Source organism: Vibrio paracholerae (genome assembly GCF_037672085.1).
Lineage (GTDB): Bacteria > Pseudomonadota > Gammaproteobacteria > Enterobacterales > Vibrionaceae > Vibrio > Vibrio cholerae.
Genome location: NZ_JBBHLM010000002.1, coordinates 2040546 through 2062464 on the forward strand (window position 1 = coordinate 2040546; position 21919 = coordinate 2062464).

The 21919-nt window shown below is 45.2% G+C and carries 20 protein-coding genes; 13 read left to right on the plus strand and 7 right to left on the minus strand.

The window, feature by feature from the left end; genetic code table 11:
- The first annotated feature begins 156 nt into the window (after positions 1–156).
- From nagA to asnB, 4 genes are all read left to right on the plus strand, one after another.
- Positions 157–1293 (plus strand): N-acetylglucosamine-6-phosphate deacetylase, encoded by a 1137-nt coding sequence (gene nagA / locus R4537_RS14375; RefSeq protein ID WP_071178528.1) that lies wholly within the window; start codon positions 157–159, stop codon positions 1291–1293.
- A gap of 2 nt (positions 1294–1295) precedes the next feature.
- Positions 1296–2510 carry a DNA-binding transcriptional regulator NagC gene (nagC, locus tag R4537_RS14380; protein ID WP_071178529.1) on the plus strand — a complete coding sequence of 405 codons (1215 nt, stop codon included), beginning with the start codon at positions 1296–1298 and terminating at the stop codon, positions 2508–2510.
- Between the two features lie 94 nt (positions 2511–2604).
- A complete protein-coding gene (locus tag R4537_RS14385) occupies positions 2605–4191 on the plus strand; it encodes a cation:proton antiporter family protein (RefSeq protein ID WP_071178530.1) in 1587 nt (528 codons plus the stop codon).
- A 195-nt stretch (positions 4192–4386) separates the two neighbouring features.
- Positions 4387–6051, plus strand: a complete 1665-nt coding sequence (asnB, locus tag R4537_RS14390) for an asparagine synthase B (protein ID WP_000337017.1) — start codon at positions 4387–4389, stop codon at positions 6049–6051.
- A 163-nt stretch (positions 6052–6214) separates the two neighbouring features.
- On the opposite strand, the gene rfaH is transcribed toward asnB, so the two are convergent.
- Entirely contained in the window at positions 6215–6712 is a 498-nt protein-coding gene (rfaH, locus tag R4537_RS14395) for a transcription/translation regulatory transformer protein RfaH (protein WP_000833007.1), read from the minus strand.
- Between the two features lie 507 nt (positions 6713–7219).
- Here rfaH and dtpA point away from each other — a divergent pair.
- Positions 7220–8701 (plus strand): dipeptide/tripeptide permease DtpA, encoded by a 1482-nt coding sequence (gene dtpA, locus R4537_RS14400; RefSeq protein WP_000067586.1) that lies wholly within the window; start codon positions 7220–7222, stop codon positions 8699–8701.
- A 97-nt stretch (positions 8702–8798) separates the two neighbouring features.
- On the opposite strand, the gene hemH is transcribed toward dtpA, so the two are convergent.
- The 3 genes from hemH to htpG all read right to left on the minus strand — a co-directional run bounded on the left by hemH (position 8799) and on the right by htpG (position 12771).
- Positions 8799–9761, minus strand: coding sequence for a ferrochelatase (gene hemH, locus R4537_RS14405; RefSeq protein WP_001059255.1), 963 nt, complete (start codon positions 9759–9761; stop codon positions 8799–8801).
- Between the two features lie 126 nt (positions 9762–9887).
- Positions 9888–10532, minus strand: a complete 645-nt coding sequence (gene adk, locus R4537_RS14410; RefSeq protein ID WP_001220222.1) for an adenylate kinase — start codon at positions 10530–10532, stop codon at positions 9888–9890.
- A 331-nt stretch (positions 10533–10863) separates the two neighbouring features.
- Positions 10864–12771, minus strand: a complete 1908-nt coding sequence (htpG, locus tag R4537_RS14415) for a molecular chaperone HtpG (RefSeq protein WP_001888074.1) — start codon at positions 12769–12771, stop codon at positions 10864–10866.
- Between the two features lie 263 nt (positions 12772–13034).
- On the opposite strand from htpG, the gene R4537_RS14420 reads away from it, so the two are divergent.
- The 3 genes from R4537_RS14420 to R4537_RS14430 are packed head-to-tail and all read left to right on the plus strand — an operon-like array spanning position 13035 to position 14746.
- Positions 13035–13880 (plus strand): transcriptional regulator, encoded by an 846-nt coding sequence (locus R4537_RS14420; protein ID WP_071178531.1) that lies wholly within the window; start codon positions 13035–13037, stop codon positions 13878–13880.
- 9 nt (positions 13881–13889) lie between these two features.
- The gene (toxS, locus tag R4537_RS14425; protein WP_071178532.1) at positions 13890–14411 is read left to right on the plus strand and encodes a transmembrane regulator ToxS; all 522 of its coding nucleotides are present in this window, start codon (positions 13890–13892) and stop codon (positions 14409–14411) included.
- A gap of 41 nt (positions 14412–14452) precedes the next feature.
- Positions 14453–14746, plus strand: a complete 294-nt coding sequence (locus tag R4537_RS14430) for an Rdx family protein (RefSeq protein WP_071178533.1) — start codon at positions 14453–14455, stop codon at positions 14744–14746.
- 101 nt (positions 14747–14847) lie between these two features.
- Here R4537_RS14430 and yfcE read toward each other — a convergent pair whose 3' ends face one another.
- Complete coding sequence (yfcE, locus tag R4537_RS14435) at positions 14848–15396, minus strand: phosphodiesterase (RefSeq protein WP_071178534.1); 549 nt, start codon at positions 15394–15396, stop codon at positions 14848–14850.
- Positions 15397–15679: 283 nt separating this feature from the next.
- On the opposite strand from yfcE, the gene R4537_RS14440 reads away from it, so the two are divergent.
- The 5 genes from R4537_RS14440 to R4537_RS14460 all read left to right on the plus strand — a co-directional run bounded on the left by R4537_RS14440 (position 15680) and on the right by R4537_RS14460 (position 20542).
- Positions 15680–16594, plus strand: a complete 915-nt coding sequence (locus tag R4537_RS14440) for a TIGR01777 family oxidoreductase (RefSeq protein WP_001221394.1) — start codon at positions 15680–15682, stop codon at positions 16592–16594.
- Positions 16595–16636: 42 nt separating this feature from the next.
- The gene (locus R4537_RS14445; protein ID WP_071178535.1) at positions 16637–17464 is read left to right on the plus strand and encodes an SDR family oxidoreductase; all 828 of its coding nucleotides are present in this window, start codon (positions 16637–16639) and stop codon (positions 17462–17464) included.
- Between the two features lie 429 nt (positions 17465–17893).
- Positions 17894–18748 carry a co-chaperone YbbN gene (locus tag R4537_RS14450; protein ID WP_032480532.1) on the plus strand — a complete coding sequence of 285 codons (855 nt, stop codon included), beginning with the start codon at positions 17894–17896 and terminating at the stop codon, positions 18746–18748.
- Between the two features lie 416 nt (positions 18749–19164).
- On the plus strand, positions 19165–20085 hold the full coding sequence (locus tag R4537_RS14455) for an SPFH domain-containing protein (RefSeq protein ID WP_000963387.1): 921 nt from the start codon (positions 19165–19167) through the stop codon (positions 20083–20085).
- 7 nt (positions 20086–20092) lie between these two features.
- Positions 20093–20542: an NfeD family protein gene (locus R4537_RS14460; protein ID WP_071178536.1), complete on the plus strand. Its 450-nt coding sequence runs from the start codon at positions 20093–20095 to the stop codon at positions 20540–20542.
- A 43-nt stretch (positions 20543–20585) separates the two neighbouring features.
- Here R4537_RS14460 and cueR read toward each other — a convergent pair whose 3' ends face one another.
- Together cueR and R4537_RS14470 are read right to left on the minus strand one after the other, a co-directional pair.
- A complete protein-coding gene (cueR, locus tag R4537_RS14465; protein WP_071178537.1) occupies positions 20586–21005 on the minus strand; it encodes a Cu(I)-responsive transcriptional regulator in 420 nt (139 codons plus the stop codon).
- Positions 21006–21065: 60 nt separating this feature from the next.
- Positions 21066–21917 (minus strand): YccT family protein, encoded by an 852-nt coding sequence (locus R4537_RS14470; protein ID WP_413081285.1) that lies wholly within the window; start codon positions 21915–21917, stop codon positions 21066–21068.
- Positions 21918–21919 lie beyond the last annotated feature (2 nt).

Below are 21919 nucleotides of genomic sequence, written 5' to 3' on the forward strand. Positions count from 1 at the left end.
ATTGACCAATGACTTATTTTTAGCCGCAGTTGCTGTGGCCTTTTGCACAAAAGATAATTCGCGACCTGATTGAAGTGAAGCAGCTTGCGCTTTGGCTGTAACCTCGGTGAGTCGCTAAAATGAATCTAAAAATATCGACAAGAGGATTAGCTGATTATGTATGCGCTAACGAACTGCAAAATCTACACAGGCAATCATGTGCTTGTGAAACATGCGGTAATCATCAACGGTGACAAAATTGAAGCCGTTTGCCCTATCGAATCTCTTCCATCCGAGATGAATGTGGTCGACCTAAACGGTGCAAACCTCAGCCCTGGTTTTATCGATTTACAGCTGAATGGCTGTGGTGGCGTGATGTTCAATGATGAAATCACAGCGGAAACCATCGATATCATGCACAAAGCTAACCTTAAATCGGGCTGTACCAGCTTCCTTCCAACACTGATCACCTCTTCCGATGAAAACATGCGCCAAGCAATTGCCGCCGCTCGCGAATATCAGGCTAAATACCCAAATCAATCGCTTGGTCTTCATTTAGAAGGGCCTTATCTGAATGTCATGAAAAAAGGGATCCACAGCGTTGACTTCATCCGCCCCTCTGACGATACGATGATTGATACGATTTGTGCCAATAATGATGTGATCGCCAAAGTCACTCTCGCGCCAGAGAATAATAAGCCTGAACATATCGAGAAGCTGGTTAAAGCGGGAATTGTTGTTTCTATTGGACACACAAACGCGACCTATAGCGAAGCACGTCAAAGCTTTGAATCCGGCATTACCTTTGCGACCCACCTCTTTAACGCAATGACCCCTATGGTAGGGCGTGAACCGGGAGTGGTCGGGGCAATTTATGATACGCCAGAGGTGTATGCGGGCATCATCGCTGATGGCTTCCATGTTGATTACGCAAACATCCGAATAGCCCACAAAATTAAGGGTGAAAAGCTCGTATTAGTGACCGATGCCACAGCTCCTGCAGGCGCTGAAATGGATTACTTTATTTTTGTCGGTAAGAAAGTATATTACCGAGATGGCAAATGTGTTGATGAAAATGGCACGCTTGGCGGTTCAGCCCTAACAATGATCGAAGCAGTTCAAAATACGGTTGAGCATGTCGGTATCGCTTTAGATGAAGCTCTGCGAATGGCTACTCTGTATCCAGCGAAAGCAATCGGTGTGGATGATAAATTAGGTCGTATCAAGAAAGGTATGATCGCCAACCTGACTGTTTTTGATCGTGACTTCAACGTAAAAGCGACGGTAGTTAACGGACAATACGAGCAGAATTGATAATGAATGGCGGACAAATTGGTAACGTAGATTTAGTTAAACAGCTAAACAGTGCGGCGGTTTATCGCTTGATTGACCAACAAGGTCCAATCAGTCGGATTCAAGTCGCAGATGTAAGCCAACTGGCTCCAGCCAGTGTTACCAAGATTACCCGCCAGTTACTTGAACGCGGCTTAATCAAAGAAGTCGCACAACAAGCCTCTACAGGGGGTCGGCGAGCCATTTCGCTGACCACAGAAGTCAAGCCATTCCACTCTATTGCCGTGCGTATCGGACGTGACTATATTCAACTTAGCCTCTATGACTTAGGCGGAAACTCGCTGGTTGATGAGCATCATGAGTTTCACTACAACACGCAAGACGTGTTGATGTCGAGCCTGATCAAACAGGTCAAACAATTTATTCAACAACATAGTGCATTAATTGATCAACTGATTGCGATTGGCGTGGCCCTACCCGGTTTGGTCAATCCAGAAACTGGCGTTGTAGAGTACATGCCTAATGTCGCGATCAATGAATTACCTATCGGTGCAACCATTCGTGATGAGTTCCATGTTGAATGTTTTGTGGGTAACGACGTTCGTGGTATTGCCTTGGCTGAGCATTATTTTGGCGCCAGCCAAGATTGCCAAGATTCCATTCTAGTTAGTGTACACCGTGGCACAGGTGCAGGGATTATCGTTAACGGTCAAGTCTTCTTAGGCTATAACCGCAACGTCGGTGAAATTGGCCACATCCAAATCGATCCTCTTGGTGAGCAATGTCAATGTGGCAACTTTGGTTGTCTAGAAACCGTTGCGACCAACCCTGCTATCACTTCTCGTGTGAAAAAACTGATCGCTCAGGGGTATGAATCTTCGCTCTCTACTCTCGATACGATTACGATTGATGATGTCTGTGAGCACGCAAATGCTGGGGATGAACTGGCAAAACAAGCTTTGGTTCGTGTAGGTAATCAGTTGGGTAAGGCGATTGCGATTACCGTAAACCTATTCAACCCACAAAAGATCGTGATTGCAGGGCAAATTACCGCCGCCAAAGAGATCGTATTCCCCGCGATTCAACGCAACGTAGAAAATCAGTCACTGAAAACGTTCCACCAACATTTGCCGATTGTGTCTTCACAAGTCTACAAACAACCCACTATGGGCGCTTTTGCTATGATCAAACGTGCGATGTTAAATGGGGTTCTGTTACAAAAATTGCTTGAAGACTGAGCTTTTTAGTTAAGTTTACGCAACTAATTGACCTATAATGACGGTGGTATTTTTATACCGCCGTTTTTTTATTATTAAATTAAGAACATAGCTCATGGATTTGATACTTCTTTCTGCCGCATTTTTAGCAGGTTTTATCGCTTTAAAGTGCCATTTACCGCCACTGGTTGGCTTTTTGATTGCAGGTTTTGCGCTCAACGCCTACGGATTTACCAGTAATGACACTATTTCTCTGCTCGCCGACTTAGGGGTCACCCTACTGCTGTTTACCATCGGTTTGAAACTGGAAGTCAAAACTTTACTCGCCAAAGAGATTTGGGCAGGAGCAACCATTCATAACTTGCTCTCTACCGCACTGTTTACGCTTCTCTTACTCATTTTTAAGCAGTTAGGGCTCGATAGTCTGGCGGATCTTTCTTTTGATAAACTCATTTTGATCGGATTTGCCCTATCCTTCTCTAGTACCGTATTTGCCGTCAAATCGCTGCAAGAAAAAGGGGAAATGAATGCGACCTATGGCACCTTAGCCATTGGTATTCTGGTTATGCAAGATATCTTTGCTGTGGTGTTCTTAACCGCATCGACTGGCAAACTCCCAGAATGGTATGCGATAGGCTTATTTGTACTCCCTTTACTCCGTCCGCTCTTTTATGAGTTATTGGATTGGGTCGGCCACGGCGAAATGTTGGTTCTGTTTGGGATTTTTTTTGCATTGGTTGTGGGAGCCGGATCCTTCCAGCTAGTCGGTATGAAACCCGACCTTGGAGCACTGATCTTAGGAATGATGCTCGCCAGCCACCACAAAGCCTCTGAATTATCAAAAGCGCTATTTAATCTCAAAGAGCTGTTTTTAGTCTGCTTCTTCCTGAACATTGGACTTTCTGCTCACCCGACTACCACCGGAATTATGCTCGCTCTACTGCTCCTGCTACTGCTACCGATAAAAGGCGTGCTGTATTTTTGGGTCATCCACCAGTTCCATTTCCGGGTACGCACATCACTACTGGCCTCGCTATCCCTATTCAACTTTAGTGAATTTGGCCTGATCGTGGGCGGACTTGCTTTCAAAATGGGTTGGATAAACAGTGACATTCTGGTGGCTCTCGCCGTTTCCGTCCCCTTATCGTTTATCTTAGCCGCTCCGATTGAACGTAAAGGACATACTATTTATCAACGTTCGGCCAAATGGCTGAAAGAGCAAGCCGCCGAATCCTTGCACACAAGGGATCGCCTGATAGACCCTGGGGAAGCGCAAGTACTTATCTTAGGTATGGGACGTATCGGTCGCGGCGCCTATGAAGAGCTCACTTCACGTCACGGGGAAATCTGCCTTGGGGTAGAAATTCGTGAAGAGGCGGCCAATAGCCATCGCGAAGAAGGCCGTAATGTGATTTCTGGCGATGCAACCGACCCAGATTTTTGGGAGCGCATTTTCGATACTGGCAAAGTCAAGCTGGTGCTGCTGGCCATGCCACACCATCAAGCTAACCAAATTGCCCTTGAGCAACTGCAAAAGCGCCACTATCAAGGCCAAATCGCAGCCATTGCCGAATACCCGGATCAGATAGAGAGCTTGCTTGAGCATGGTGCTCACGCAGCATTCAACATTTACAGTGAAGCGGGTACTGGTTTTGCTCGCCATGTATGCGAACAGCTCAAACCCAACTTCACTCGCCGCTAAAAGATAGGGCGATGTTCGCCCTATCGTTTCTTTTTTCACCACTTTTTAAAGCTCATTTAAACAACACAAAGATTAAATAGAAAATTTCCAATCAAAATCTTTTTATTTAAAATAAAACTCAACATGGGGTTGAAGTTTTTAATCAGAATGGCAAATTAAGTCCAACAGATTAAAAAACATTTAAAAGGAATTCATATGTGCTCTATCTTTGGCATCCTAGACATTAAAACTGATGCAGCAACGTTAAGACCTATCGCCCTCGAAATGTCGAAAAAACTGCGCCATCGCGGCCCAGACTGGTCGGGTATCTACGCTTCTGATAAAGCGATTCTGGCCCATGAACGTCTAGCCATCGTGGGTTTAAATAGTGGCGCACAGCCTCTTTATAGCCCAGATCGTAAGCTCATCCTTGCCGTGAATGGTGAAATCTATAACCACAAAGAAATTCGTGAGCGTTACAAGGGTCAATATGAATTCCAAACCGATTCTGACTGTGAAGTTATCTTGGCACTATACCGCGATAAAGGAGCTGAACTCCTCGAAGAGCTCAATGGTATTTTTGCCTTTGTGCTCTACGATGAAGAGAAAGATGAATACCTGATTGGACGCGACCATATCGGCATCATTCCTCTTTATCAGGGTCATGATGAACATGGTAACTTCTATGTGGCGTCAGAGATGAAAGCTCTGGTTCCTGTGTGTAAAACATTGAGTGAATTTCCTCCTGGTAGCTACTTGAGTTCAAAAGATCAAGCGGTGACACGCTACTATGTGCGTGATTGGAATAGTTTTGATGAAGTAAAAGATAACGTCAGCAGCAAAGAAGAGTTAACTCAAGCCTTAGAAGCCGCCGTGAAACGCCAACTGATGACCGATGTTCCTTATGGTGTGCTGCTATCTGGTGGTCTGGATTCTTCGATTACCTCTGCGATTGCGAAGCGTTTTGCCGCAATGCGTATTGAAGACGATGAGAAAAGTGCCGCATGGTGGCCACAACTTCACTCTTTTGCTATCGGCTTAGAAGGGGCTCCAGATCTTAAAGCCGCACGTGAAGTTGCAGGGAAAATTGGTACTGTGCACCACGAAATGACTTACACCATTCAAGAGGGACTTGATGCGATTCGTGATGTGATTTACCACATCGAAACTTATGATGTCACTACGATTCGAGCTTCTACTCCCATGTTCTTGATGGGGCGTAAAATCAAAGCCATGGGCATCAAAATGGTGCTTTCTGGTGAGGGAGCAGACGAAATTTTCGGTGGCTATCTCTACTTCCATAAAGCGCCAAACGCTAAAGAGTTTCACGAGGAAACCGTACGCAAACTGCTGGCTTTGAACTTGTTTGACTGTGCGCGTGCCAACAAATCGCTGGCAGCATGGGGGGTTGAAGGTCGTGTGCCTTTCCTAGATAAAGAATTTATTGATGTTGCGATGCGCCTCAACCCAGCCGATAAAATGTGTGGTAATGGCAAAATGGAAAAACACATCCTGCGTGAGTGCTTTGAGCACTATCTGCCAGAGTCGATTGCATGGCGTCAAAAGGAGCAATTTTCTGATGGCGTAGGTTATGGTTGGATCGATACGCTAAAAGCTACCGCAGAAGCGAAGATCAGTGATCAACAAATGGAAACTGCGAAATTCCGTTTCCCATACAATACTCCAACCACCAAAGAAGGTTATGTGTACCGGGAAATTTTTGAGGAGCTATTCCCACTTGAATCTGCGGCACGCTGCGTACCGGGAGGCCCTTCTGTGGCTTGCTCTTCAGCCAAAGCGATTGAGTGGGATGAGTCTTTCAAAAACTGTATTGACCCATCAGGCCGCGCGGTGAAAGCCGTCCATAAACAGGCCTACTAAGAAATACCCAAGTTACCTGAAGTTCTAGCCAGCAGCGCTGCTGCTTCAAGTAGGGATAGTATAGTGATCAAAAAAGCCGGAGTGATGATTCACTCTGGCTTTTTAATTCTTTCACCGCCCGATAATTCATCAACAGAAAAATCCAGACGTTAAAGATAAGGTGTTAGGTGACTTCCCAATCGGTATTTTCAATACTCATTGGTACTTGCTGACTGATCATCTTCACCAGCATGATCGAGCGAGTATCACCATCCGGCTCTAAATAAATCGCTTCAATGCCGGCAAACTGACCTCTCGCGACTCGAACGGTTTGCCCTTTTTCTGGCAATTGTTTGGTGGCGTTCTTCAATTGCTCACAATCAAGCTGTTTCAATTGATAAATCAAATCGCCTTGCAGTTCACGCGGATGAGGCCCCAAGCGGACAAAATCCACGACACCACGCGTAGAACGTACGGTCGTAAATGAAGGTCCATTTTCGAAATCGAAACGCACAAACATATAAGAAGGGAATAACGGCTCCTGAACCATTTGCCGCTTACCACGTAGAATTTTTTCAACGCACACTTCGGGGTAGAAACATTCAACACTTTGATTTTCTAAGTGCATCTTCGCGCGCTGCTGCTCGCCTCGTTTGCAGTAAAGTAGATACCAACGTTTCATTTATATTCTGTTATGCCAACCTTTTTCGGCATGCTACCACACCCACAGAGCAAATATGAAATGCACTCTTGTAAAAAGAGTTGAGTCCCCCGCACCTGATTTAAATGCATAAATTAGCTTAATCTGTGCATTTTCCAAGCAAACATCCAGTAAGAAATCGCCTACCAAAACAATAAAAAACACAAATTAATCATATCGATAGATTCAACAAGCCAATCAAATGGAGCATTCACGCCCAGGTTTGATGGCAAGTCCTTTTTATGAAAAATTAGTTTACGCAACAAAAATCACGATTCATTTCTCGGAAGTTTTATTGATTTTCATTGAGTTACATTTGTTTACAACTGAATCCTGAGAAAACCTGTATTGCTCATCATTTATTTTGAATGTATAGGTATCAGCCGAATAAAAAACTCTCATGGATGAGTTGAATAAATATAATGTTTGACGGTTGGAGCTTCACAACAGACTTCAACCATTGCACTGCACAATGATACAGGAATGCTTATGTCCAACCTCAATATCTTTAAACAACCGAATGCCTTCTATTTGATCTTCTCTATCGAATTTTGGGAACGATTTGGCTTCTACGGTATGCAAGCCATTCTGACGGTTTACATGGTCAAAATTATGGGCATGGATGAGTCCGCTTCTTTCGTACTCTTCGGTGCCTTTTCAGCATTAGTGTACGGTTTTGTCGCGATTGGTGGTTGGATTGGCGATAAAGTTATTGGGACAAAACGTGCTATTACTCTCGGCGCGATTGTCATGATGGTCGGTTATGTTCTGCTTGGACTTTCCACCGCAGATCATCCGCTTGTTGGGCCAACGTTAATCTACATCGCGATGGGCTTTATTACGGTTGGTAACGGCTTGTTCAAAGCAAACCCTTCGAGTCTACTTGCAAAAATTTACCCAGAGAATGATCCTCGCTTAGATGGCGCTTTCACCATGTACTACATGGCGATCAATTTAGGCTCTTTCTTCTCAATGATCATCACTCCACTCGTGGCAATCAAGATGGGCTATGGAATGGCATTTGGGGTGAGTGCAGTCGGCCTTGCCATCACTGTGGTGAACTTCCTATTTTGCTTACGCATGTTAAAAGGCACAGGCTCTCCAGCCGACCTTATGCCGGTGAACAAAATGTATCTGGTTCTTGTCGCCGTGGGTTCTATCATTGCCAGCCTAGTGTGTAGCTACTTACTACAAAACCTCACCCTAGCACACGGTATTTTGGTTGTTGCGGGTCTGTTTATTCTGGGATGTTATTTTAAAGAAGCGTTCTCTATGTCTGGCATTGAACGCGCCAAAATGCTGGTTGCCTTCATCTTGATGCTGCAAGGCGTCGTGTTTTTCGTACTCTATTTCCAAATGCCAACTTCACTGAATTTCTTTGCTATCAATAACGTTGAGCACCATATCTTTGGTTTTGATGTCGCGCCAGAGCAGTTTCAAGCGCTCAACCCGTTTTGGATTATGATTGCTAGCCCTATTTTGGCGGCGACTTACGGCAAACTGGGCGATAAATTGGCGATGCCTTTCAAGTTCGCTTTCGGGATGGCTTTGTGTGCGCTCTCTTTCTTAGTATTAAGCTGGGGAACCTTGTTTGCTAACGAACAAGGCATCATTAGCTCAAACTGGCTTATCGCAAGTTATGCTTTCCAATCCATCGGTGAACTCCTAGTCTCTGGTCTTGGTTTAGCTATGGTCGCGCAATTGGTACCACAACGTATGATGGGTTTTGCAATGGGTATGTGGTTCCTCACTTCGGCGTCTGCCGCAGTCATTGCAGGTTGGGTCGCTAGCCTGACTTCAACGCCAGCTAATGTGTCTGGCGCCACCGAATCACTGCATATTTATGGTGAGGTATTTGCGCAAATTGGTTATGTGACAGCCGGAATTGCCATCGTCACCTTCATGATTGCACCTAAGCTGACTCGCATCTGCCGCGGTGAATCAGAGCCGTTAGAGCTGGTGACGCAATAAAGATTGAATCATAAATACGCCGTGAAACTGAAAACAGCGCCGAATGAGGCGCTGTTTTTGTATGGCTGCTTTATGCATGACTCGCTCACATTGAAGCTTAACAATGGGCTTTAACCAGCGCGGCCATCAGCTCAATATGGCTCTGACTGTCATTCAAACAGGGAACATAGTGGAACGCTTCGCCACCACTGTGCAAAAAGATTTCTTGGTTCTGCTCAGCAATTTCTTCCAGCGTTTCTAAGCAGTCCACTGAAAAGGCAGGACAAATAACATCAAGCTTTTTAATGCCTTGGCGAGGAAGCGCTTCCATCGTCTTGTCCGTATATGGCTGCAGCCACTCTTCCTTACCAAACTGAGATTGGTAAGTCATCATGACTTTATCTTGAGGCAATCCTAATGCTTGAGCCAGTAACTCTGTGGTTTTTTTGCAATGCTCTGGGTAGATATCGCCATTTTGCGCATAACGTTTAGGAATACCGTGGTAAGAGCAGAGTAACAGATCACCTTGTCCATGTTGTTGCCATGAAGCACGAACGCTTTCCGCGAGGGCTTGGATATAGAGTGGATGGTCATGATAATCACGAATAAAGTGCAATTCAGGGACTACAGGTAACTGACGCAACGCTTTGGCGAGACCATCAAACACCGCCGCCGTTGTCGTCGCGGAATATTGCGGATAAAGCGGCAGCACCACTATCTGTTCAGCACCTTGTTGCTGCAACTTGCGTACACCCTCCAATAAACTCGGCTCTCCGTAGGTCATCCCTAGCTCAACAGGCCGTTGGCTAAGCTCTGCTAATTTATCGCGTTGACGTCGAGAGTAGACCATCAAAGGCGATCCCTCATCCATCCAGATTGATTGATACAGCTTAGCCACCTTAGGCGATCGCGTTGGCAAGATAATGCCATGTAAAAGTGGGCACCATAGCCAACGACTCATGTCTACCACTCGCTGATCATGCAGAAATTGGCTCAAAAACGCTTTTACCGCTTGAGAGGTTGGCGCTTGCGGAGTACCTAAGTTGGCAAGCAAAATGCCAAGTTTTTTATGATTATTCATGGCTTCCTTCAAAATGCACTGTTGAATACGTTATTACGTCTCTTTCTGGTAAAAAGTTTATAAAAAAAGCGGCTTTACTGCCGCTTTATTTCACCTATCAATGCAATCAGCACATCACAATAATGATTAAGCCAACGCTTTAGCAATGTCAGCACTCACTTCGCTCACTTGCTTAGTGCCGTCAAACTTTAGGTATTGAGTTTTACCTGCAGCTGCTTCTTTACCGTAGTATTCAATAAGTGGCGCAGTTTGGGTGTGGTAAACATTCAGACGCGCACGTACGGTTTCTTCTTTGTCATCTTCACGGATCACCAGGTCTTCACCCGTTACGTCATCTTTACCTTCAACTTTAGGTGGATTGTACACTACGTGGTACGTACGGCCTGAAGGTAGATGAGCACGACGACCCGCCATACGCTCAACAATCACATCATCCGCTACGTCAAATTCAATCACATAGTCAACATTGATACCCATCTCTTTTAGGCCATCGGCTTGTGGAATCGTGCGTGGGAAACCATCTAGTAGGAAACCTTTCTCACAGTCAGCCTGAGCAATACGCTCTTTGATAAGGCCTAAAATGATGTCATCCGATACCAATTGTCCTGCATCGATTACCGCTTTCGCTTGCTTACCGAGCTCAGTGCCCGCCTTAATGGCTGCACGCAGCATGTCACCAGTAGAAATTTGTGGAATACCAAATTTTTCCATGATGAATTGAGCTTGTGTGCCTTTACCTGCACCCGGAGCACCGAGAAGAATGATGCGCATGTTTTATCCTCATACTAATTGATTTTTATACCGAAGCTCACAGCGCTTGCAAATACTCACGGTAAGTTTCGGTATAACAGACAGAACAGCCCGTATAGCGAGCTGGCGTGCAAAAATACACGCGTTAATGACCACATTCAAGTGCCGCATTCTATCACAGAAATCGTTTGGCATACCGCTCTAAGACTAAAGAATGTGATGGGTAAAATTGAGATAGACCTCATGATACTGACGCAAAACAGCCATTCACCTGTTTAGTCACTAATCCGTCCTTCGATAACTTAAAGGCAGAAAAAAGCCCGCCGAAGCGGGCTTGAGATACGATAAGGAATTAGTGGCTAGGTGCAAGCAGTTGGTTCACCGCACTTAAGAATTGTGATGGATCTTCCATCGAGCCACGTTCGGCAAGCATAGCTTGACCCAGTAGCACTTCCGCCCAACGGCCAAAAGTTTGCTCATCCGCTTCATCAGCCATGCGTTTTACCAAAGCATGTTCAGGGTTAACTTCAAGGATGTACTTCACTTCAGGCACAGGCTGGCCAGCTGCAGCCAATAGTTTCGCCATTTGGGTACCCATTTCATAATCATCGGTCACCACGACTGCTGGTGTGTTAGCCAGTTTGAATGTGGTACGAACCTCTTTCACTCGGCTACCTAAATAGCCTTTGAGGCGTTCAACCACAGACTTAAATTGCTCTTCCGTCTCTTTATGTTTCTCTTTTTCGGCTTCATCTTCGAACTGGCTGAGATCCAAGCCTGCTTTGGTGATGGACTGGAATGCTTTACCCTCAAACTCTGGCAAATAATTCATCAACCATTCGTCAATGCGATCAAACATCAGAATGACTTCAATCCCTTTTGACTTAAACTGCTCCAAGTGTGGGCTGTTTTTCGCAGCGGTATAGCTGTCTGCCGTCAGATAGTAGATCTTGTCTTGACCTTCTTTCATGCGCTCGACATAAGAAGCAAGGCTGATGGTTTGCTCTGCCGAATCGACATGAGTAGAGGCAAAACGCAGCAAGCTAGCGATTTTCTCGCGGTTAGCAAAATCTTCTGCCGGACCTTCTTTCATCACCAAGCCAAACTCTTTCCAGAATTTCTGGTAATTGTCAGCATCATTGCTCGCCATGCGCTCAAGCATGGTCAATACGCGCTTAGTACAAGCTTGGCGCAGTGACTGAGTGATCTTGTTATCTTGCAGAATTTCACGCGATACGTTGAGCGGCAGATCGTTTGAGTCAATCAAACCACGTACGAATCTGAGGTAAGAAGGCATGAATTGCGCCGCATCATCCATAATAAAGACGCGTTGCACATACAGTTTTAAACCATGCTTATGTTCACGATTGAACAGATCCCAAGGCGCTTTAGCAGGAATGTAAAGTAAGCTGGTGTAGTCATTTTTACCTTCGACTTTGTTATGACTCCACACGAGTGGATCAGCAAAATCGTGTGATACATGCTTGTAGAACTCTTTATATTCCTCATCGGTAACTTCCGATTTAGCACGAGTCCACAGCGCTTGAGCCTTATTGATCTGCTCCCACTTGGTTTCTTCTGTCGCTTTCCCTTCTTCATCCATCACCGAGGTTTGGATATAGACAGGAATACCGATGTGATCAGAGTATTTGGAAATCACATCGCGCAGACGCCATTCGGACAAGAACTCTTTACCTTCTTCACGCAGATGTAAAATGATGTCGGTACCACGAGACTCTTTATTAATAGTTTCAACCGTGTATTCGCCTTCACCTTTTGAGTACCACTGTACGGCATCTGCTGGTGCACTACCTGCAGCACGAGTCCGCACTGTCACCGCATCCGCTACGATGAAAGCCGAGTAAAAACCCACCCCAAACTGGCCAATGAGCTGCGAGTTTTTAGACTGCTCTTGAGAAAGTTTTGAGAAAAATTCAGCCGTACCCGATTTAGCAATCGTACCTAAGTTTTCGATCACTTCGTCACGGGTCATACCAATCCCGTTATCCGAAATGGTCAATGTATTTTTGTCTTTATCAAAAGAGAGTTTTACGCCTAATTCAGCGTCGCCCTGATAGAGATCAGGATGAGAAAGCGCTTGAAAACGCAATTTATCAACCGCATCGGAAGCGTTAGAAATCAACTCGCGCAGGAAAATTTCTTTGTTGGAGTACAAAGAGTGAATCATCAGGTGCAGCAGTTGTTTAACTTCCGATTGAAAACCACGCGTTTCTTTATTAGTGGTTGCAGTCTCGCTCATAATCGCTCCGTTTACTTCTGTTTCAAACAATTGTTCCATTGAGACTCAATGGAATTACCTTGATGTGCAAGTGAGATATGGACAAAAAATGTAAATTCAAGGTCAAAACTCATAAAAACACTGTTTTTTGATCGAGATTGGATTATTCTAAGTCTGCATTTTTATCAAAGAAGATAAAAAAACCAGTAAAGTCTGAGTGTTGGGACAGGGAGATACTGGGACATTAGATGTTCGGATTAGGACACAACTCAAAAGAGATATCGATGAGTCATATTGGTACTAAATTCATTCTTGCTGAAAAATTTACCTTCGATCCCCTAAGCAATACTCTGATTGACAAAGAAGATAGTGAAGAGATCATTCGATTAGGCAGCAACGAAAGCCGAATTCTTTGGCTGCTGGCCCAACGTCCAAACGAGGTGATTTCTCGTAATGATTTACATGATTTTGTTTGGCGAGAACAAGGTTTTGAAGTTGATGATTCCAGCTTAACTCAGGCAATTTCGACGCTGCGCAAAATGCTCAAAGATTCGACAAAGTCCCCACAATACGTCAAAACGGTTCCGAAACGCGGTTACCAATTGATCGCCCGTGTGGAAACGGTTGAAGAAGAGATTTCTCGTGAAAATGAAACGGATGACATCCCTCAACCGGCATCTGTCAATGAACTAACAGAATCAAGCATTGTGGCGTCATTAACAGCGCAAATGACCACACCGCTACCGATTGATGTCGCCCCTCATAAATCGGCACCAAACTGGGGAAATAGGCTGCTTATTCTATTCGCTATTTTATTGCCTATCGCTGTGGTTCTACTGACTGCACCGAGTCAATCAAGCTTTAAGCCTTTAACGGTTGTCGATGGTGTAGTGGTCAATATGCCCAACAACCATCCCGACCTTTCAAATTGGTTACCGTCGATCGAACTGTGCGTAAAAAAATACAATGAAAAACATAGTGGTGAACTCAAACCGATAGAAGTCATTGCCACGGGTGGACAAAATAACCAGTTAACACTGAATTACATCCACAGCCCTGAAGTTTCAGGGGAAAACATAACCTTACGCATCGTTGCTGACCCCAAAGATGCCATCAAAGTGTGTGAGTAGGAGCTTGCTATGCAAAATAGACACATCGCCATAGGTATTCTGCTGCTATCCCTACTGCTCAGTGGCTGGTTATATTGGGGAAGCGATTTCAAACTTGAGCAAGTGTTAACTTCTCGAGAGTGGCAATCAAAAATGGTCTCTCTAATTAAAACCAACCGTGACCGTCCGGCAATTGGTCCTCTTAGTCGAGTAGATGTAACCTCGAATGTGAAATATCTGCCTAATGGCACTTATTTACGCGTTTCTGTGGTGAAACTGTTCTCAGATGACAATAGCGCAGAAAGCATCATTAATATCTCCGAATCGGGTGAATGGGATATCAGCGATAATTACCTTTTAGTCACGCCTGTCGAGTTTAAAGATATTTCGTCCAATCAAAGCAAGGACTTTACTGACGAGCAATTACAGCTCATCACTCAACTGTTCAAGATGGATGCGCAACAAAGCCGTCGAGTCGACATTATTAACGAAAGAACCATTCTCTTTACCAGCTTAAGTCATGGTTCTACGGTACTGTTCAGTAATTCTTAATCTAACCGAGAGCAGGAAGAAGATATAACAAGGAAGTCACCATGAACAAAGCTCAAATCGGCATTTATTACTGCCGCCAATGCAATTGGATGCTGCGGTCTGCCTGGCTGAGTCAAGAGCTACTGCATACCTTCAGCGAAGAGATTGAATATGTCGCTCTGCATCCCGATACGGGCGGACGCTTCGAAATTTTTTGTAATGGCGTGCAGATTTGGGAACGTAAACAGGAAGGGGGATTTCCAGAAGCCAAAGTGCTGAAGCAAAGAGTGCGTGATTTAATTGATCCTGAGCGCGATCTTGGGCATGTTGATCGCCCCTCTTCTACGCAAAGTTAACCTACCCTTACGCAAAGTAAACCTGTCCCCAAACGACTCGGAATAAAATACGGCCAACACCGCTGCAGCTTCAAGTCGCAAGGGGATATCGTATTTAAGATTTATTGAAGATGGCAACTGGCCAGCGTTTCGCCAGCAACCGATATCACTTTCATTGTATCGCCTTCCAACACACCATAGCTCGCGGCATACTCACCGCGGGGAAATGTCATCGAACCTGGGTTAACTAAGTATATTGAACCAACTTGTTCAGCCACAGGAATGTGTGTGTGACCATGCACCAAAACATCCCCTTCTCTAAGCGGCGGCAGCTTATCTTTATGGTAAAGATGCCCATGCGTTAAAAATAAGCGTCGCCCTGAACTTAACAGTACCCATGCTGAATCGCTCATCATAGGAAAATTCAACAACATCTGATCGACTTCACTGTCACAATTCCCACGCACAGCAATGATCTGCTCAGCAAACTGATTCAACTTTTCAGCGACGGCTACAGGGTTATACCCTTGCGGGATAGGATTACGTGGCCCATGGTTTAATACATCGCCCAACAAAATCAGAGATTGCGCCCCCGATGCTTGATAAAGCGCAAGCGCTTGTTCGGTCGCAGGTAAAGAACCATGCAGATCTGAGACAAAAAATAGTTTCATGGTTAACCTCTTAAAAAACACTGGGTAATTGTAAGGCTTTCTTTTCTAGCGTGCACCGTTGTTTTGTCACCCAACTCACCGTAAACAAACTCTATCTTAGGATGAATAAGCCTAGCCAACAGCGCTACGATTTTAAATAGGGAACCGATACCGCTTCAAATTGACCAGGATAAACGGGTAAATGCCCGCATAACCCATGAGCCAGATTTGACAAAGCCCCCTTTCACTCTTCACTATTTCAATACTGCGTTATACCCGAACCCGCTTCACACAAGGAGTCACCATGAGAATTTTAATTACTGGAGGAACCGGATTTGTCGGTTTTGAGCTGATAAAGTTGCTCAGTAGTCATGAGCTGCTGGTTCTCACCCGTGACCTAACCAAAGCCGCTCAGCGCTTTGCGCACATTCCAAGTCAGAATCTGCAATTACTGCGCTCGTTAGACGAGCTCTCTGATTTCAACGGGATAGATGCCATCATCAATCTTGCCGGAGAACCGATTGCCGATAAACGCTGGAGCAAAAGCCAAAAGCAGCGTATTGCCCGTAGTCGCCTAGATATCACGGAACAATTAGTCGAGAAAATTCACGCTAGTGCTCACCCACCCGCCGTATTTTTGAGTGGATCTGCCGTGGGTTTTTATGGCGACCAACAACAGCATGCCTTTGATGAAAGCCTTCAGGTAAGAAGTGACCATTTTTCTCACCAAGTTTGCCAACAGTGGGAACAGCGCGCCCTCAAAGCACAATCTGAACAGACGCGGGTCTGTTTATTACGTACAGGAATCGTGCTGGCACCGGAAGGTGGGGCACTCAAAAAAATGCTTCCCCCTTATCGACTCGGGTTAGGAGGGCCGATTGGAGATGGGCAACAATACATGCCTTGGATCCATATGCAGGATATGGTGCGTGCCATCCTTTTTCTGCTTGAAACCGAACACGCTCAAGGTCCTTATAACCTTTGCGCCCCGCATCCTGTGAGAAATGCAGAATTCAGCCTCACATTAGCCACCACATTGAAGCGTCCGCACCTTTTTAAAACGCCGCAATGGCTCATAAAAATGTTATTGGGTGAAGCCTCCGAATTGCTGCTCGATAGCATCAGAGCCAAGCCGAAAAAACTGACCGACCTTGGCTTTCAGTTCCACTATTCACGCATTGATCGGGCATTTAATCAGCTCCTCACGGCATCACAATAAGCCATAACGGACATTAGCAAACGCATAAATTAAAGGATTACGATGACCAAGTCGATTCTCATCACTGGCTGCTCAAGTGGCATTGGCTACATGGCGGCGAAACAATTGCAGTTACGGGGTTATCAGGTGATAGCATCGTGTCGTGATGCACAAGATGTTGCGCGCCTATCCCAAGAGGGTTTGACCTGCATTCAACTGGATCTCACCTGTGAAGCCAGCATCAACCAAGCGGTAGAGCAAGCGCTAGAACTTTCCAACCATCGGCTTTATGCACTGTTTAATAACGGAGCCTATGGCCAACCGGGCGCTTTGGAGGACTTACCCGTACAAGCTATGCGCGAACAGTTCGAAGCCAATTTTTTTGGCTGGCATCATCTGACGACCCGCTTGCTTCCTCACTTTCGTAGTCAAGGTTACGGGCGCATTATTCAAAACAGCTCTGTACTTGGCTTTGCCGCCATGAAATATCGCGGTGCTTACAATGCCTCCAAGTTTGCCATCGAGGGCTGGACAGATACCTTAAGACTGGAATTGCAAGGGTCGGATATTCATATCAGTTTGATTGAACCTGGTCCGATTGAAACTCAATTTCGCGCCAATGCCTTATGTGCCTTTAAGCGCTGGGTAAACATCGAACAAAGTGTTCACCACCTCGCCTACCAGCAGCAAATGCAACGTTTGAGCAAAACACACTCCAACAACCGCTTTGTCTTACCACCAGAGGCTTGTCTAGCACCACTTTGCCATGCACTGGAAGCACGCAAACCGAAGATCCGTTATCGCATTACGACGCCAACCAAAGTCTTTGCGGTATTAAAGCGACTTTTACCCACACGCTGGCTAGACAAATTATTATTTAAAGCCGCATAAATTATTTAATTGTCATTATTTGGTAACAATTGCGCGGCAAACTTCATAATGCTCACTGGATTAACTCCTAGACATTGAGTAAAAACATCAATATCTATCAAGCGTTGCATGTGGTTCGACAAAAAATGACATTAAACCAATGGAATTGGATCGGTGTCGGTGTTGCGCTGACCTTATTTATACTGCTTTAAACACCTTTGCTTGCTCGCTCGTAAGAGCCACAAAATCACCACCTTCGGGTGGTGATTTTGTTTTAATCCTTGCATACACCAACCTCTTGCATCACGGTTCGACGGCGCAGTCCAAACAAAAGAACCGATCCCATCACGCGATCGCTTTATCTAGGAAGGCACTCACCTAGGCTTGAGTTTTGAAACCTGCATCCCCATAGTTTATTCAGCGATGTGTCATCCAAACCAAGGATTTGCTATGCAAGCAGCGAAGATTATTGACGTTTCTCAACATAACTTTCACCAAGTGCTCCAACACTCCGCACTCTCACCAGTACTTTTTTATTTTTGGGCTCCAATAAGCCATGAGAGTGCCGAGCTGTTACCCGCGATTGAACAACTCACCGAACGTTATCAAGGAGCCTTTGTTCTTGCACGCTTAAATTGCCAAGAAGAACAAGGGATTGCTGCGCAGTTTGGGATTCAAGCGATTCCGACTATTGCGCTGTTTATTGAAGGCAAACCTGTCGATGGATTAGGCGGCCCCCAGCCGATTGAAGCGGTTGAGGAAATGCTTAAGCGTCATTTGCCAAGCGATGAAGAGCGCCTCATGTACCAAGGATTCGAGCTTGCAGAGCAAGAACAATTTAGTGAAGCATTATCTCTGCTCAGCACATTGAGTGATGAGTGGCGCAATAAAGGTGAGGTCAAACTCACTCTAGCTCGCTGTTATCTAGAAACCGGCGCAGTAGAAGCGGCGCAAACCGAGCTGGCCAACATGCCACTTGAATACCAACAAGGTGAATACAAAACGCTGATTGCGAGACTCGAATTACATCAACAAGCTGCGAACAGCCCAGAAATTATCGCCCTTGAGCAAGAGTGGAATAGTGACCAGCAGAATCCCAATATTGCGATAGAGCTTGCCAAACAATATCACCATGTCAAACGCGACGAGGAAGCCCTCTCCTTACTCTGGTCTTGGCTCAGTAAAAATCTAAACACCTTAGATGGTGAAATGAAAAAAACCTTTATGGATATCCTAACCGCCCTAGGTCAAGGCCATCCATTAGCCAATCAGTATCGTAAGAAGCTCTATTCGCTGCTTTACTAGCCTCGGCCGATTCACGATGTAATTAAGGTGAGCGAATGCAGCCAACACCGCTTTACCTTCAAGTAGGAAGGGGATGTACCCAAGCTATACCCAAACTACTCGAAGTTGCAGGTAGGCGGCAAGAGAGTGAATCCCCATGAGCATAGATAAACTATGTGATTGAGGTGAACGAACATAGCCAACACCGCTGCAGCTTCAAGTAGAAAGGGGATAATCATCAGCCATGAAATTGATTGTTAGCCCTTCTCTAGGATAGCAAATAGCATTGGTTGCTGTTAATTTAGTCACAAGTCACTGATTGAAAAAGTTTTCGTCTATTTTGTTTAGAGAGGCGCTCATTCTTAGCTGACTAAATATTCGCTCATCGCTTTAACGGCAAGTAGCAAGCTATTACTTTAAAAAAACAAGGATACGTCATGGCTATTGATTCATTGATTACAATTGCGGTTCTGGTACTGGCCGTCATCATTTTTATCTCCTCTGCTGTAAAAACTGTGCCTCAAGGTCACAACTGGACCGTCGAACGATTTGGCCGTTACACGCAAACACTCAAACCGGGTCTTAATTTGATTATTCCGTTTATCGATCGCGTTGGTCATAAAATTAATATGATGGAACAAGTTTTAGATATCCCGGCCCAAGAAGTCATCTCCAAAGACAACGCGAATGTAGTGATTGATGCGGTCTGTTTTGTGCAAGTGATTGATGCGGCTAAAGCCGCTTATGAAGTCAGTGAGTTGCAACATGCAATCCGTAACCTCACCCTCACCAATATGCGTACCGTATTAGGCTCAATGGAGCTGGATGAGATGCTCAGTCAACGTGACATGATTAATACCAAGCTGTTGTCAATTGTTGATCATGCCACCAGCCCTTGGGGCGTAAAAGTGACGCGGATTGAAATTAAAGATGTACAACCACCTGCTGATTTGACCGCGGCAATGAATGCGCAGATGAAAGCTGAACGTAACAAACGGGCGGAAGTCCTTGAAGCAGAAGGGGTACGCCAAGCGCAAATTCTGCGTGCGGAAGGTCAAAAACAATCCGAAATATTGAAAGCTGAAGGGGAAAAACAAGCCGCCATTTTACAAGCTGAAGCACGTGAGCGTGCCGCCGAAGCGGAAGCCAAGGCAACTACTATGGTTTCAGAAGCCATAGCGAAAGGTGATATGCAAGCGGTCAATTACTTTATTGCTCAAGGCTATACCGAAGCGCTGAAAGCGATTGGTCAAGCAGAGAATGGTAAGATCATTATGCTGCCACTTGAAGCAACAGGCCTAATGGGTTCTGTTGCTGGAATTGCAGAAATGTTTAAATCATCACAAACCACTAAGTAGGTGCCCCGTGGTAGAGCTACTCTCACAATTGAATTTCTGGCATTGGTTGGCCTTGGGCTTACTTCTATTAGCCGCTGAGCTACTCGGCACTGCAGGTTATTTTTTGTGGCTTGGCCTATCAGCACTGTTAGTTGGGGTATTGCTCGCCGTAATGCCTTTTGGTTGGCAACTGCAGTGGCTGGCTTTTGCCAGTTTTTCTCTGGTCACGACTTGGCTTTGGTGGCGACGTCAATTTAGCCGAGATAAAAAGCAAGATACGGAACGCGACCTTAACCAGAAAGAAAAACAGTTACTCGGACGTATTATTCCGATAACCCAAGATACCCCAGCAGGAGAGTTTCAAGTAACACTGGGTGATACGGCTTGGACAGCGCGCTGCGATCAGGAGCTTGCTGCAGGGAGCCGTGTTTCTGTCGTTGCTGTGGATGGGATTATCTTAGTCGTCCAACCAATCTAAAAGTCTATCATTCTGTAGGCAACTTCAACTTGGAACTAAGACCCTACGGGGTCTTAGTTTTATTGTTTGAACAACAATGCCCCTTCAACTGTTCTATGATTGGGCAATCGCTGCCTTGATCTCCGGGACAAGATGCGATCCACTCTTCTAGCTGCTGCTTAATCATAGTAAGTTCAGCCAGCTTATTTGAGACTTCCTGCAACTTTTCTTGTGCTCGCGCGCGCACCGCCGCGCTCGTTCGGTTTGGATCATTGGCAAGAGTGAGCATGGCTTTACACTCATCTAAACTAAAACCGACTCGCCGACAGCGAGCAATCAGCAGTAAATCATCCACATGCTGCTGAGTGTAAGTGCGATAACCACTTTCAGAGCGCAATGGAGGGGTGATGAGACCTTTCTCTTCGTATAGACGAACCGACTTCGCAGTCAGTGAGGTGAGTTTGGCAATCTGGCTAATATTCATGGCACATAAAAAATAACAAAGGCATGGAAAGACCATGCCTCTATCCAGCGAGAAATGCAATTATTCTTGGCTGATCAACCAAGAGAGAATCGATGCTTTTTCGGCTTTATCGGCTTTTTTGTACCAATCAGCCATCATTTCGACCAACTTATTCTGTGTAACCATAGGCTGGGCTACCTCTGCGCGGTTAGCAAAGGCCCAGTTAGCAAATTCTTGGCGCTCTGCTGAACTGGCTTCACCAAATAAATATTGGATCATTTCTGTAGGCTTGGATACGGTTGATTGAGTTTGAACATTTACCGTCGCTATAGGCTCAATTGTCGGTACCGATTCATGCTCACTGTGTTGTTGATGAAAACCTTGCTGGTTGAGTGCGCTAATAGAGGCAATTTTTTCTTGAGAATTATAGTGATACAGTTCTTTTTCATAATTACGAAATGGAGAAAACCCTTTCGCGACTAACACATCTTGTTGAAACTCTACTGATTGCTTCGATGCATTAGTTAGAACCACTCCTGGCTTTCTATCAAAATTTTTGGCCGATGTTTCATCCTTGATCAAGGAGGTCGGCTTCAGGAAAACCTGACTATTTTCTTGCGCAAAGCTTAGCACGATGGCTGGAGATTTATATTTATTTTGAGTGCCACTGTATTGAATCACTTTCTCTATACGCACTAATAGCTGATTTAAGCCATTTGGCAATACTAACTCTGAAGTATGCCCAAACGAAAGGTCAGGTTCTACCCCATTAATTGCTAAAATCTGGAGGTCTCGGTCAATATTTACCGTTACATCAGCGTAAGAGTGAGAAGAGACAACCATTCCTAATAGCGCGCTAATCAAAAGTTTATTCATTATTACCTCCAAATAAAAGGCGAGCTGTCGCTCGCCTTGGTCTGAACTTTTAATCATTA